Annotated in this window: 22 protein-coding genes and 1 pseudogene; all 23 read right to left on the bottom strand. The window is 33.0% G+C overall.

The window, feature by feature from the left end:
- Positions 1 to 252: hypothetical protein (locus KQ878_RS01680; protein ID WP_216567810.1), on the bottom strand; the 252-nt coding region annotated here is incomplete at its 3' end.
- Between the two features lie 377 nt (positions 253 to 629).
- Positions 630 to 1574, bottom strand: a complete 945-nt coding sequence (locus tag KQ878_RS01685; RefSeq protein WP_216505499.1) for a 2-dehydropantoate 2-reductase — start codon at positions 1572 to 1574, stop codon at positions 630 to 632.
- A 205-nt stretch (positions 1575 to 1779) separates the two neighbouring features.
- Positions 1780 to 3483, bottom strand: coding sequence for an APC family permease (locus KQ878_RS01690; RefSeq protein WP_216567811.1), 1704 nt, complete (start codon positions 3481 to 3483; stop codon positions 1780 to 1782).
- A 269-nt stretch (positions 3484 to 3752) separates the two neighbouring features.
- On the bottom strand, positions 3753 to 4193 hold the full coding sequence (gene rplO / locus KQ878_RS01695) for a 50S ribosomal protein L15 (protein WP_216505501.1): 441 nt from the start codon (positions 4191 to 4193) through the stop codon (positions 3753 to 3755).
- Positions 4194 to 4284: 91 nt separating this feature from the next.
- A complete protein-coding gene (gene rpsE, locus KQ878_RS01700; RefSeq protein WP_216505502.1) occupies positions 4285 to 4905 on the bottom strand; it encodes a 30S ribosomal protein S5 in 621 nt (206 codons plus the stop codon).
- Positions 4905 to 5261, bottom strand: a complete 357-nt coding sequence (rplR, locus tag KQ878_RS01705) for a 50S ribosomal protein L18 (RefSeq protein WP_246526107.1) — start codon at positions 5259 to 5261, stop codon at positions 4905 to 4907. Before rplR ends, rpsE begins: the two co-directional genes overlap by 1 nt.
- Before the next feature lie 18 nt (positions 5262 to 5279).
- On the bottom strand, positions 5280 to 5819 hold the full coding sequence (gene rplF / locus KQ878_RS01710) for a 50S ribosomal protein L6 (protein WP_216567812.1): 540 nt from the start codon (positions 5817 to 5819) through the stop codon (positions 5280 to 5282).
- A gap of 10 nt (positions 5820 to 5829) precedes the next feature.
- Entirely contained in the window at positions 5830 to 6225 is a 396-nt protein-coding gene (gene rpsH / locus KQ878_RS01715) for a 30S ribosomal protein S8 (RefSeq protein WP_171110832.1), read from the bottom strand.
- 2 nt (positions 6226 to 6227) lie between these two features.
- A complete protein-coding gene (locus tag KQ878_RS01720) occupies positions 6228 to 6413 on the bottom strand; it encodes a type Z 30S ribosomal protein S14 (protein ID WP_171110835.1) in 186 nt (61 codons plus the stop codon).
- Between the two features lie 2 nt (positions 6414 to 6415).
- Positions 6416 to 6961 (bottom strand): 50S ribosomal protein L5, encoded by a 546-nt coding sequence (rplE, locus tag KQ878_RS01725; RefSeq protein ID WP_216505504.1) that lies wholly within the window; start codon positions 6959 to 6961, stop codon positions 6416 to 6418.
- A gap of 2 nt (positions 6962 to 6963) precedes the next feature.
- The gene (gene rplX / locus KQ878_RS01730) at positions 6964 to 7284 is read right to left on the bottom strand and encodes a 50S ribosomal protein L24 (protein ID WP_216505505.1); all 321 of its coding nucleotides are present in this window, start codon (positions 7282 to 7284) and stop codon (positions 6964 to 6966) included.
- Positions 7285 to 7299: 15 nt separating this feature from the next.
- Positions 7300 to 7668, bottom strand: coding sequence for a 50S ribosomal protein L14 (gene rplN, locus KQ878_RS01735; RefSeq protein ID WP_216505506.1), 369 nt, complete (start codon positions 7666 to 7668; stop codon positions 7300 to 7302).
- Entirely contained in the window at positions 7668 to 7937 is a 270-nt protein-coding gene (gene rpsQ / locus KQ878_RS01740) for a 30S ribosomal protein S17 (protein ID WP_171110843.1), read from the bottom strand. Before rpsQ ends, rplN begins: the two co-directional genes overlap by 1 nt.
- Positions 7937 to 8131: a 50S ribosomal protein L29 gene (gene rpmC, locus KQ878_RS01745; RefSeq protein WP_171110846.1), complete on the bottom strand. Its 195-nt coding sequence runs from the start codon at positions 8129 to 8131 to the stop codon at positions 7937 to 7939. The genes rpsQ and rpmC overlap by 1 nt, the downstream gene beginning before the upstream one ends.
- Positions 8131 to 8562, bottom strand: coding sequence for a 50S ribosomal protein L16 (rplP, locus tag KQ878_RS01750; RefSeq protein ID WP_216505507.1), 432 nt, complete (start codon positions 8560 to 8562; stop codon positions 8131 to 8133). The genes rpmC and rplP overlap by 1 nt, the downstream gene beginning before the upstream one ends.
- A complete protein-coding gene (gene rpsC / locus KQ878_RS01755; RefSeq protein WP_216505508.1) occupies positions 8562 to 9215 on the bottom strand; it encodes a 30S ribosomal protein S3 in 654 nt (217 codons plus the stop codon). Before rpsC ends, rplP begins: the two co-directional genes overlap by 1 nt.
- Before the next feature lie 13 nt (positions 9216 to 9228).
- Positions 9229 to 9564: a 50S ribosomal protein L22 gene (gene rplV / locus KQ878_RS01760; RefSeq protein ID WP_171110851.1), complete on the bottom strand. Its 336-nt coding sequence runs from the start codon at positions 9562 to 9564 to the stop codon at positions 9229 to 9231.
- 2 nt (positions 9565 to 9566) lie between these two features.
- A complete protein-coding gene (gene rpsS / locus KQ878_RS01765) occupies positions 9567 to 9842 on the bottom strand; it encodes a 30S ribosomal protein S19 (protein WP_171110856.1) in 276 nt (91 codons plus the stop codon).
- Positions 9842 to 10687, bottom strand: a complete 846-nt coding sequence (gene rplB / locus KQ878_RS01770; protein WP_171110858.1) for a 50S ribosomal protein L2 — start codon at positions 10685 to 10687, stop codon at positions 9842 to 9844. Before rplB ends, rpsS begins: the two co-directional genes overlap by 1 nt.
- Before the next feature lie 71 nt (positions 10688 to 10758).
- A complete protein-coding gene (rplW, locus tag KQ878_RS01775) occupies positions 10759 to 11205 on the bottom strand; it encodes a 50S ribosomal protein L23 (RefSeq protein WP_216567813.1) in 447 nt (148 codons plus the stop codon).
- A 2-nt stretch (positions 11206 to 11207) separates the two neighbouring features.
- On the bottom strand, positions 11208 to 12230 hold the full coding sequence (gene rplD / locus KQ878_RS01780; RefSeq protein ID WP_216505510.1) for a 50S ribosomal protein L4: 1023 nt from the start codon (positions 12228 to 12230) through the stop codon (positions 11208 to 11210).
- A 181-nt stretch (positions 12231 to 12411) separates the two neighbouring features.
- Positions 12412 to 13071: pseudogene (gene rplC / locus KQ878_RS01785) on the bottom strand (50S ribosomal protein L3); the annotation flags it as partial.
- A gap of 60 nt (positions 13072 to 13131) precedes the next feature.
- Positions 13132 to 13440, bottom strand: coding sequence for a 30S ribosomal protein S10 (rpsJ, locus tag KQ878_RS01790; protein ID WP_216505512.1), 309 nt, complete (start codon positions 13438 to 13440; stop codon positions 13132 to 13134).
- Between the last annotated feature and the right edge of the window lie 404 nt (positions 13441 to 13844).

Below are 13844 nucleotides of genomic sequence, written 5' to 3' on the forward strand. Positions count from 1 at the left end.
TCTTGCTATTTTCTTATCATTTTTTGTATTAATTAAATCATATGAAATATTATCAAGAACGTAATCGTCTGGATTAATATTTTTACCTTTGTAGATAAAAATAATATCATCGCTTGTAATTGAACCGACTTTTTTATTTTCGGAACCAGATTTTAATTTTGCTTGAATTTTATTGTCAATTAATGCAATGATAGTTGCAGTAGCTGTGGCAGAGGATGCAAGTGTTGTAATTGTTTTTAAAATTTTTTTCATTTCATTTTCCTTTGAATTTCATTTTAATAATTAATAGTTTGGTGATAGGCAAATATGTGTAAATTATATAATACTCAATTATATATACATATAATTATTAATTTTAATAAGGAATATAGCTCTAAATTATGATATTTTTCAGATTTCAACTTATCAAATATAAGTTAAATTAGTGATTTTGTAATTTGATGTAGATAATTATATTTCTATAACAACAATTCTGGGGATACGGTTTTTATTTTATCAATCTATAAATAAAGTTGTGTTTTTATCAGTTTTTTTAAAAAATGCCAAGCGCATACTCTTAACGCTTGGCATTTAATTTTAATAATAATGTGATAATATTATTTTTCAATTTAATTAAAGTGTTTTTAAAATTATTTGTTACCGTTTTTATTTTCTTTCGAATGAATTAAATGGGCAATAAAGGTGTTAATTGGTGTTGGTATATTGTGGGCTTTGCCCATACGTGCAACAGCACCATTTAAATAATCAATTTCTGTTAAACGTTTGTTTTTCATATCTTGATATAGCGAGGGATAGTGTAACCCTTGTTTATCAACCGGGAATGTACCGGCAACAATTTTGTGAACTAATTCCTTATCCATATCAACATTGTCTTCAGCCTTAGCAACTAAGGCCATTTCATCAATAATAGCTTTTGATATTTCGTAGTTGTGTTCGTATGAACCATATTCATTAATATTACAGTCAATTAAAGTACACATCGTGTTCAATACACAGTTAACTACTGCTTTGTTTCAAATTGAAGCATAAACATTTTGTGAATAACTCACATTCAAACCTGCCTTATTCAACTCCTCAACAATTTGCATAGTGTAATCTAGATTTTTTTCTTCAACTTGTTTTAAATCCATTTTACCACTACCGCCAGTTTTTAAAACACCAGGCCCACCTAAACCAGATGATCAAACAGTAGTACCAATCAATATATTTTCAGGCGTAATAAATTGTTTTAGAGTTGTGATGTGTCCTAACCCGTTTAGTACGCAGATAATTTTTGTTTTTGGATTCATTAAAGGATGTATAGTTTTTAACATATCCTTTAGTCCCATTGCTTTAGTAGCAACAAAAACCAAGTCAAAACTATCTTTAATTTGGTTAACTTCACTTGTGTGGTAAACAGGGAAATGTAAATATCCTTCATTGTTTCCATCAATAATAGCTTGCAAACCATTTTCCTTCATAGCGTCGACGTGGTCTTTTCAACCATCAATAGCCACAATATCGTGGCCAGATTTGTGCATCATGTAAGCAAATCTTAAACCCAAAGCACCCGCTCCGGCAAATAAAATTTTCATAATTTGTCTCCTTAAATTTTTACTTTTAATATTATATTAAAATCTTAGAATTGCTTATTAATAAGATAATATTTCCAATTAGATTTATAAATGAGCATAAAAGCAAATTAATAGTATAGTTTGACAAAAAAATATTTTAATATTAGCACTTAAGTATTTAAAAATAAAAAACAAGCGATTGCTTGCTTAAATTTAAATGTGCCAATTAATATTCAGTAATCAAAATTACTTGGATGTTAGTATTTGATTGCAAATTTAAGATAGCGTCGAAGTTTAAATTGTCTGGCAACGAATCAATAATTAAAATATTACGAAGGTTGGTTGAGCTCTGAATTAGTTGCGCAAACATCGATAAATCTAGGTGGTCATTTTGAAATTTTTTGTGATTAAATCTTCTTAATAAGATGGTTTCTGTTGGATAAGAATTAAGTAGCGAATTAATAACATTGTTTAGATTGCTTGGCTGAGCAATTAAAGGTTTAATGCTAAATTCACAATTTTTAATATTAATCTTTGAATTTTGACTTTGAAATTTGAATGTTGAACTATATTTAAAAAAATCATTGCGGAATTTTAAATATAGTTGATATGAGCCTAAAAATATTAAACCCATAAACATAAGTGCCAAATAAGATCCAACAATAATAATCACATTAGCATCGTAATCAGCACCAACGAGCGGAGGAAACAATGTCGATAACGCAACAAAAGCAATCATTATCGAAACTAATATATAAATTACTTTTTCTCATCATCTCACTTTTAACTCTTTATTTCGTATGGATATGACCAAAATTGATACGATGGCAAATAGATATTGAATAAAAAATACTAAATTACCTGCATTAAGAATCGTAGCAAAACTATCTTGTATTTTAAATATGGATGGAATAATTGATAAAAATATCATAGAAAGCACGGTTATTAAGGTCACAAAAATTGTAGCATTTTTATGTTGACCATTTTTAGCCACTTTTGATAAAGAATGAGGGATAAAACCATCTTGCGCAAGTGGAACAACGGTTTTAGCATAATAAACCATTGAAAAAATTGTTGAAGTTATTTGTCTAAACAACAAACCCAGAGTAAAGATAATTAAACCGGTAACACCTAAAGCTTTTTCCATTAAAGCCGCCACATAATTAGACTGTGTAGAATTGGCCAAGGGCGGAACAAAAATAAAAATTAGGTAAAAAACTAGATAAATGAAAATGATAATACCAAATAGATAAAGCAATATTTTTCTAAAGTTTTTTGTTTTAACCTCGGTGCTTAACCCTGCTAATCCTTCAACACCGGCAAAAGCATAAATGAAACTTAATATCGCACTAATAATTAAATAGGGTGTGATAGTTCCGGTTTTGGTTGTAAAAATATTGGTAGCTCTTGAGCCAGTGATTGTTAGATAAATAATTACCGCAAATATAAATACTAGTACAATTCATTTAATTAAAGCTGAGTAAAAAATCACTTTTTTAGAAATGTTTAAACTTAAGGCAGAAATGATTGTTAAAACAATGAAAAATAATAGTGAACAAATTTGTAATATTAATTGATATTTAAAATCAGCCACAAAAAAGCTTACTAATGTTGAAAAAAATAATGGAGTAGTTGCGCTAAAAAGAGGTGCTTGCATAAATTGATTTCAGCCATTGATATACCATAATCAACGGCGATGGGATGAATTTTTAACATATGCATAAGATCCTCCGCTTTGTTGCCCATACCATTGTGAACCTCTAGCAAAAGCCAGCATCACACCAGCAGCAATAAAAGCCGTGATGGCAAAAATTAACAAGCTATAGTTACCAGTTTTAATCACGCTAGAGATAGTAGCAATAAATCCAAAGCCAACAATATAGTTAATCCCATAAAAAATAAAACTTTTACCGCTAAATTTTTTATTCATAATTCCTTTCCGTATTAAAAATACTGATTTATTTTATACATAAAACCAATTGAAAAGAAATAAAAAAATCATTTTTTGCATCAAAAAAAGCTCTATAAATAAGTTTTTATTTTTTTAGGAAAAATGAAGTTTTAGTTAAATTTACAAACACGCCGTTTTTGGACTAAATTTAAGCCAAAAACTGCTAAATTGCTATATTAAATCGATTCAGATAACTCATAAAAAGCAAAAATAAAAAGTAAGTCGCGCTTACTTTTTAATGATTGGAATTAAAGTAGTGTGAATGATCCACCAGCTGCTTCGATAGCATCAATAGCTGTTTGAGAAGCTGCGTGAGTAGATACTGAAAGTTTTTTAGTAAGTTTACCATTACCTAAAATTTTAACAGGTAAGTTAGTTTTGATTAAATTAGCTTTAATTAGAGTTTCTAAATTAACTTGATCGTTTTCGTTAAATCTTTCTTCTAAATCTTTTAAATTAACAACTTGGTATTCAACGTGGTTAACGTTTGTGAAACCACGTTTACCAATACGACGGAATCAAGGTGTTTGTCCACCTTCAAATCCTGGTCTGTGTCCGTGACGTTTATTTTGACCCGATTGACCTTTACCAGCTTGTTTACCTTTACCAGCGGCGTGACCTCTACCAACACGGTGCTTGTCTTTGCGAGCACCGTGGGTTGGTTTTAATGATTCTAAATTTTTGTTCATTATATTTCCTTTCGTTAATTAAATATTATCGACTGTTTGAATAGTACTTTTGAAAACGAGTTCAAGTTGCTAAACTAAACTAAATATTTAATTATAGTAAGTCTTTGACGTCTTTACCTCTAATGTCAGCAATTTGTTCTGGTGTTCTCATTTGGGTTAAGGCTTTTAAAGTTGCTCTAACAATGTTAGATTTTGAACGTGAACCGTATGTTTTTGAATATACGTCAGTGTAACCAGCTAATTCAACAACTGCACGTACAGTTGATGAAGCAACAATCCCGGTACCTTTAGCGGCAGGTTTCAATAACACTTTAGAAGCCAAGAATTTAGCTTCGTTTTGGTGTGGTACTGTACCATTTAGAATTGGTAATGAGATTAAATTGTTTTTAGCATCTTTAACTGCTTTTTTGATTGAATCGGGAACTTCATTTGCTTTTCCGTGACCAAATCCAACACGTCCCTTTTTATCACCAACAACCACAAAAGTTGAGAATGAGAATCTGCGTCCACCCTTAACGGTTTTAGATACTCTAGAAATTGAAATTACTTTTTCACTAAATTCGTTTTGGAATGAATCGTTTCTTCTTCTTGGTTGTCTACGTTCACGAGTTTGTTGTTTACGAACAGGTTTTGCGTCGCTATTAGCTTTTTCTTGAGGTTTTACAACTTCTTGAGTTGGAGCTGCTTGTGTTTGATTAATATTATCTGTCATTAGAATTTAACTCCTTGTGCGGTTTGTCTAACTGCTTCAGCGAATGCTTTAACACGACCGTGGTATACGTAACCTGAACGGTCAAATACGATTTCAGTTAATTTAAGAGCTTTGATTTTTTCACCCATTAATTCACCAGCTTTTTTAGCTGATTCGATGTTTCCCGCAAATTGTCCATTAACTAATGTTGATACACTAGCTAATGTAACACCTTTAGAGTCATCAATTAATTGTGCATAAAAGTTTTGGTGTGATTTGAAAACGCATAAACGAGGTTTCACGCTGGTGCCAATGATTGATTGACGTTCACGTAAATGTTTCTTTTGACGTGCTTGATTTCTTGATAATTGAGCCATAATTTTGTCCTTTCGAAACTACTTCGCAGCAGTTTTCCCTTCTTTACGACGAATAACTTCGTCTTTGTAAGCAATACCTTTACCTGAGTAAGGGCTTGGTTTTCTTGTTGCACGAACGATGGCAGCGAATTGGCCAACGCTTTCTTTTGAAATTGATGATAATGTAATTTCAGTTGGTTTTGGTAATTCAACTTTAACATCGGCAGGAATGTCTAATAATTCAAGGTGTGATTTACCAACAGCTAATTCTAATTGCTGTCCTTTTAGAACTGCTTTGTAACCAACCCCTTTAATAACCAATTCTCTTTTAAAACCTTCACTAACACCGATTAACATGTTTGAAATTAAAGCGTTAGTAGTTCCATGTAATTGTTTGGTTGATTTTTCTTCGTTTGCTCTTAGTGTGCTAATTTTATTTTCTTCAATTTTGATAGCAATAAGTGGTGAAAAGTTTGCTTCTAGAGTACCCAATTTACCTTTTACGCTAAATTTGGTTCCATCTAATGTTGCATCAACACCAGCAGGGATTGTTAAGATTCTGTTTCCTACACGTGACATAATCTACCCCCTATCAAATGATAGCGATAACTTCACCGCCAACATTTTCCTTACGCGCTTGTTTTTCAGTCATCATGCCTTTTGAAGTAGACACAATAGCTGTACCATAACCTGATAATACTGTAGGTAGGTCTTGAGCTGAAGAATAAACTCTTAGACCTGGTTTAGAAATACGTTTGAAATCAATGATTGCTCTTTGAGTTCCTTTGTATTTCAGGCTAACTTCTAAAGTTTTTTCAATGCCTTCACCTTTAACGTTTACGGCTTGAATGTAACCTTCAGATAATAGAATGTCAAGGATTTTAGCTTTTTTGCTTGAGAATGGAATGTTTACTGTTTTAAATTTTCTTTGGTTGGCGTTTTTAATACGCACAATCATATCTGAGATTGGATCTGTAATAAACATAATTATCAACTCGCTTTCTTATATCCTGGGATTTGTCCAGCGTGTGCTTTAACACGGAAACAAATACGACAGATTTTAAATTTTCTTAAAACAGCGTGTGGACGACCACAAATTTCGCAACGTGTGTAAGCACGTGTTGAAAATTTCGCATGTTTCTTTTGTTTAACTTTTAACGAAACCTTAGCCATAATTATTTATCTCCTTTAGCAAATCTAATTCCAATTAATTCAAGCATTCTTTTAGCTTCAACATCTGAGTTAGTTGTTGTAATTAATTGAACGTCTAATCCTTTAATTCTTCTGATTTTGTCAAAATCAATTTCTGGGAAAATGATTTCTTCTCTAATTCCTAATGAGTAATTTCCTCTGCCATCGAAGGCTTTAGGGTTTGCCCCGCGGAAATCACGGATACGAGGCATTGAAATGTGAATTAATTTTTCTAAAAAGTCTCACATTTTTTCTCTACGTAGAGTAACTTTACCCCCCATAGGCATGCCTTCTCTTAATTTTCATGATGCGTTTGATTTTCTAGCAACTGTTTGGTAGGGTTTTTGGCTAGAAATTAGTGTTAATTCGTTTAAAACTTCTTCAATTGCTTTTGAGTTTGTAACTTCTCTACCTGCGGTCATATTTAAAACAATTTTTTCAAGACGAGGTACTTGCATAATTGATTTAAATTTGAATTCGTCCATTAATGCAGGTACGACTTTTTCTAAATAGTGTTTCTTTAAGTTCATAATTAATATTCCTTATTAGTTTTCTTGATAATTCTTGTTTTTTGACCATTTTTATCGATTTGGTAACCGATTCTTGAAATTGTAGGAGCTGTTGTTTTAGTTCCTTTTTTAGCTATTACTGCGATGTTTGATACGTGGATTGGACCTTCTTGTTTCTTAATAGCGCCATCTGATGCTTGTGAAGGTTTTTTGTGTTTGATTTGCATGTTAACATCTTTAATGAAAACTTGGTTATTTTTAGAGTCAATGCGGATAATACGTCCTTGTGCTCATTTGTGAGCACCTGAAATTACAACAACTTCGTCGTTTACTTTAAATTTCATAATATTAATCCTTCCCTATAAAACTTCTGGTGCAAGAGAAACAATTTTTAAATATCCCTTGTCACGTAGTTCACGAGCAACTGGTCCAAAGACACGAGTTCCTCTCATTGATTTATCATCTTTAATAATAACTACTGCGTTGTCATCAAATTTAATGTGCGAACCATTCGGTCTTTTGATACCGTAACGTGATCTAACAATCACCGCTTTAACAACTTGACCTTCTTTAACTGCTGCATTTGGCAATGCCTTTTTAACTGAACAAATAATGATGTCACCGATGTTGGCGGTCTTTTTACGTGAACCACCTAAAACTCTAATAACACCAACTTCTTTAGCACCTGAGTTATCAGCAACCTTTAATTTAGATAATTCAATAACCATTATTCTTCTCCTCTAGCAGCTTTTTGTTTAATTTCCACTAAACGGAAGTGTTTGGTTTTTGATAGTGGACGTGTTTCCATAATTGAAACAATGTCACCAACTGATGCTAATAATTTTTCGTCGTGAACAGCGAAACGTTTTACAACTCTATAACGTTTTGAGTATAAAGAGTGTGAACGGTAGCTTTCAACTTCAACAAAAATTGTTTTGTCGCCACGAACAGAAGTAACTTTACCAGTTAAACTTTTACGTGTTGTTGTTCTTTCCATTATTTGTCTCCTTTAATTTGTTCAATTGCAGTTAAACATTTTGCAATGTCTTTTTTAACAGCGTTAATTTTGTGGCTTTGGTCTAATTGTCCGGTAGCGTTTTTAAAACGTAAAGTTAATAATTCCGCTTTAAGGTCGTTAATAAGTTTTTGTAATTCATCAACTGATTTTGATTTGATATCTTTATAAAGCATTATTGTTGACCTCCTTGTGATTCATCTTTAGTAATAATTTTTCATTTAACAGGTAACTTGTGTCCACCTAAACGTAGAGCGTCACGAGCAATTTCTTCTTTAACACCTGAAACTTCAAACATCATTGTATTGACTTTAACTGGTGTATATCATTTGTCTGGAGACCCCTTACCTGACCCCATACGAACACCAATTGGTTTAGATGTTTTTTGGAAGTGAGGGAAAATTCTAATAAAAACTTGTCCTTCACGACCCATACGACGAGTAATCGCAATACGGGCTGATTCTATTTGACGAGCATCTACTCATGCAGATGTTATGGCTTGTAAACCGAATTCGCCAAATGAAACTTTGTTACCTTTGTGAGCTTTACGTTTATCGTGACGTAAAACGAAAGGTTTACGATATTTGGTTCTTTTTGGTTGAAGCATTATTTATTTCCTCCTTCCAAAATTTCACCTTTAGAGATTCAAACTTTAACACCAATTGCACCGTATGTTGTACGCGCTGTTGCTTGTGCGTAATCAACATCTTGTCTTAAGGTATGTAGTTTCATTTCTCCACGAGAATATCCTTCTGTACGAGCCATATCAACTCCGTTTAAACGGCCTGAAACAGCTGTTTTGATACCTTTTGCTCTTGCTTTTAATGCATCGTTGATAATGTATTTTTGAGCAATTCTAAAGCTTTCACGATTTTCGAGTTTCATCGCAATAGCTTCCGCAGCTAAACGAGCGTTTAATTCTGGTTTAGCGATTTGCATTACTTGTAAATTAATATCAAGTTTTTTGTCTTTTAAATGTTTATGTAAAGCTACATTTAGAGCTTCAATGTTAGCACCGTTTTCGCCTAAAATTTTGGCTGGGTTTGCTACATGTAAAATAACAGTTACTTTATTTGATTGTGTTCTTTTGATTTCCACTTGACCGATTTGGTATTTACGTACTAATTTATCGAAGAATTTGTAAATTTTATCGTCTTGAACTAATAATGATCCAAATTCTTTTTTGTCTGCAAATCATGTTGTGTTGTGTGCCTTAGTTACACCGTAACGAAAGCCATTTGGATTAACTTTTTGTCCCATAATATTGCCTTTCTTAGTTTCTTTCTTCTAAAACTACAGATAAATTTGATGTACGTTTAAAAATTGAGAATGCTCTACCTTGTGAGTGAGGTTGGAATCTTTTTAGTGTTGGTCCCTCATTAACTATAACTTCTTTAACAAATAATTTTGATGCATCCATTCCGTGGTTGTTTGTTGCGTTGGCAATTGCTGAATTGATTAATTTAATAAATAGTTCTGAAGCTTTTTTATTTGTATTTCTTAAAATACCTAATGCTTCACGTACGTCTTTACCTCTAAATAAGGCAGCTACTAAATTAGCTTTACGTACACTAATACGTTGAATTTTTACGTGTGCTTTTGCTTGCATAACTATTTTTTACCTTTATCAGCACCGTGACCATTGTAAGTTCTTGTTGGAGCAAATTCTCCAAGTTTGTGTCCTACCATGTCATCAGTTACATATACATCAATAAAGTTTTTACCATTGTGAACTTGGAATGTTAGACCAACAAAGCTTGGGAAGATTGTTGAACGTCTTGATCAAGTTTTGATTGGTTTTTTAGCTGCGCCACCTTCAACGATTGCATCAACTTTTTTTAGTAAGTGATCATCGGCGAATGGGCCTTTTTTAAGACTACGAGCCATTATTTAGCATCCTTTCTTCTTCTTAGAATCAATTTGTTTGAAGATTTCTTAGTTTTTCTAGTTTTAACACCAAGAGCTTTTTTACCTCAAGGTGTAAGAGGTGATTTACGTCCGATAGGTTGTTTACCTTCACCACCACCGTGTGGGTGATCTACTGGGTTCATAACTGAACCACGAACTGTAGGTCTCACACCCATGTGACGGTTTCTACCAGCTTTCCCTAAGTCAACTAGTAGGTGTTCTTCATTTCCAACTTCTCCAATTGTTGCACGGCAACGAGCAAGAATACGACGTGTTTCGCCTGATTTTAGACGTAGAACAACGTATTTTCCGTCGTCATCTTTACCTAAGATTTGTGCACTGGTACCAGCTGAACGAGCGATAATACCGCCCCCTCCTGGTTGCATCTCGATATTGTGGATTAAGGTACCTTCTGGAATTGATGATAGAGGTAATGTGTTACCTACTAAGATATCAACATCTGTACCTGAAATAACTGTTTGTCCCACTTTAAGTCCTTTTGGAGTTAAAATGTATCTTTTTTCTCCGTCAGCATATGCTAATAATGAAATATTAGCTGAACGGTTTGGGTCATATTCAATTGACTTAACCACTGCCGGAATATTGTCTTTATTACGTTTGAAGTCGATTAGTCTATAAAATCTCTTCACACGGCCACCTTGGTGTCTTACAGTAATTTTACCTTGGTTATTACGACCAGCATTTTTCTTTAAAATTACTAGTAAAGATTTTTCAGGAGCATGTCCTGATAGGTTTTTGCCGTAGTCTAGAGATGACATATTACGACGACCGTTAGTAATTGGCTTGTAATGTTTAATTGCCATGTCTATATACTCCTTTGCTTAAAAATATATGAGGAAGTTTGTCTTTTAAGCAATCTTTTTAATCCTCTTTATTACGCTTCTTTTTTAGTAGCGGCTTTTTTTGTTGTAGCTTTTTTAGTAGATTTTTTAGCTGCGATTTTGGCTGCTAATTCTTCTTCTTTAGCTTTATCTGCTGCTTTAGCCTCTTGTGCTTTAGCGGCTTTTTGAGCTTGTTTAGCTTCGTCTTGTGCTTCTGATTCATTAGGGTAGAAAACAATTTTGTCATCAGCCGCTAATGTAACAATAGCTTTTTTGTAACGGTTAGTAAAACCATTAAAACGTCCTACTCTCTTAGCTTTTTTATCAACTTTGATTGTATTAACGTCAGTTACTTTAACTTGGAAAATAAATTCCACAGCGTGTTTGATTTGGTATTTATTTGCGTGATAGTCAACTTCAAAAGTGTATTTATTTTGAGCTTGTAGAAGGTTAGTTTTTTCTGTAAGAATAGGTTTACGAATGATTTGTGTTAATTCCATAATTATTTTCTCCCTTTTTCTACGAAATGAGTTAGACCTTCGTTTGATAGTACTAATACGTCTGCTCAAATTAATGCTTCAACAGTAACTGATGCAGGTTTAATAACCGCAACATTGGCAACATTACCTAATGATTTGTAAACTGTTTCATCACTTGATACAACTAAAACGTGTTTTACGTGTGTTAGTTTTAATGTGTCTAATTTAGCAACCGCTTCTTTAGTTGAAATGTTTGCTAATTTAAAATCATCAACAATAACTGCATTGTCTTGTGCCAATAATGTTAAAGCACTTAGGAAGGCAGCTTTTTTAGCTTTCTTATTAACTTTTAGGTTGTAGTTTCTTTCGGTTCTAGGGCCAAAAGCACGTCCACCACCTACTCATATTGGTGATCTTGTCGAACCGGCACGAGCACGTCCTGTACCTTTTTGTCTTCAAGGTTTTTTACCACCACCTCTAACTTCAGCACGTGATTTAACTGAGTGGGTGCCTTGTCTTCTTGAGGCTCTTTCTGACATAATTGTGTCAAAAATTGCTTGTTCATAAATTTTTTCTAAGTTGAATACTTCAGCAGGTAATTTTGAATTGTCGAAATCAAATTTCGCTTGTTCATCAACTTTAGTTACTTTAGAAGTTTTAGCTTTAGTTGTTGTTTTAGCAACTTTAGCTTTTGGTTCTGTCGATTCAACTTTTTTGGTTGCTTTTTCTTTCGCTTCTGAAACATCAACTAGTTTTTCTTCATTGATGAATTCAATTGCATTTTCATCTTTAACATTTTTGCTTGCGACAGCATCAATAATGTTAACAATTTTCGCTGAGGTTGTTGAACCTGAAAATTGTCCACCTCTATGGAATCAAACTCTTGATTCTCCTTCAAGTTTATCAGCATCTTTTTGAAATTGTTCTAGAGCTTCTTTAAATGTTTTGAAGTTTTTTGATCTGGCTGCACCTTCTTTTTTAAGGTTGAACGAGATTACATTGTCTTTACCGAATTTTTCAGATAAGTAAAATTTGTTAACTGACATATTAGTTTTCTCCTTCTTTAGCTGCTTCTGCTTCTTTAGCAGCAGCTTCTTCTGCTAATTTAGCTGCTTCTGCTTCAAGAATTAGAGGTTCCAATTCACTTGAGTGCATTCCAACTTTAACTTCAATACCGAATTTTTTAGCTCTTTCAACTAATTCATTCATCTTAATAACTTCATCAACATCAACTAGAACAACTGGTTTATGGTTTGGTAAACCTTTAACAGCTTCTTTGATGATAACAAGTGATTTTTTAGGTCCGGGAATCGATCCTTTAACCAATAAAATATTGTTTACAGTGTCAACTTTAACAACTTCAAGGTTTTGTACAGTAGTTTGTACAGCACCTAAATGACCAGGCATTGTCATACCTTTGAAAACTTTGTTTCCAGCGATATCACCAAGTGATCCAGTTTGTCTAACTGGTTGGCTACCACCACCACCACCGTGTGATTTAGGTCCGATGTGTTGGTTTCATCTTTTAATGGTTCCGGCAAAACCTTTACCTTTTGATGTACCGGTAACGTCAACAAGTTGTCCTGATGTGAATAAATCAGCTTTAACTTCTTGTCCTAATTCATAGCCTTGCATGCCACGAATTTCTTTAATGTAGCGCTTAGGTGTTGTATTTGCTTGTTTGAATTGACCTGCTAAAGGTTTGTTAATTCTTGAAGCTCTTAAATCCTCAACTGCTAATTGGGTTGCAACATACCCGTTAACTTCAGCAGTTAAAACTTTAGACACAACATTTGGTCTAACTTCAATGACTGTAACTGGAACAGCTTGTCCATCTTCAGTAAAGATTTGGGTCATACCAATTTTACGTCCTAAGATTCCTTTCATAATTTCTCCTTCTCGTTAGAAAACTAACGACCATTGCTTGATATACAAGTTGGCTTTATTTTATTTTTGTGTAATTTCGCTAATTTGAACACCAGCTGGAAATTCGAATCTACGAATTTGGTCTAGTGTTTTAGCATCAGCGTTGATTAGAGTAACAAGTCTTTGGTGTACTCTTGCTTCGAATTGTTCACGAGATTTTTTGTTAATGTGAACCGATCTAAGAATTGTAACAACGTGTCTTCTTGTTGGCACTGCTACAGGTCCTGAGAACTTAACATTATTTTTTTGTGCGATTTCAACGATTTTTTTCGCAGCAAAATCTAATTGTTCATGTTCGAAGGCTTTTAGCTTGATATTAATTTTGCTCATGTTGTCTCCTTTGTTCATATGCGAACGTTACTCCACATAAATTACTTAAGTAGTCCTCAACAACGTATTGGCCACTTAACAACCTTATGCTTCACAGTAATAGTTGCTTTTATATTCTATATTAAAATTAGAATTTCGTAAATAAATATTTCATGTTTTTATATTGGCTTATCACTTGTTATGAACCACCAAAAAGCGTTGTTATCAAAAAATATGAAATTGTTAATTAATATTACGATTTTGAATGTTTTTGATAATTTAATAATTCCAGCACTGTTTAACAAAAAAAGTTTGATTTTAATGTTAGAACAAATCAATTTGTGTTTAACGGATATATGATACACCAAAAAGCGTTGTTAAATAATAATTATATTTTTAAACTTATTACCTATATATAATGGGTA

The organism is Mycoplasma zalophidermidis, from assembly GCF_018913985.1.
GTDB classification, from domain to species: Bacteria; Bacillota_I; Bacilli_A; order Mycoplasmatales; family Metamycoplasmataceae; genus Mycoplasmopsis; species Mycoplasmopsis zalophidermidis.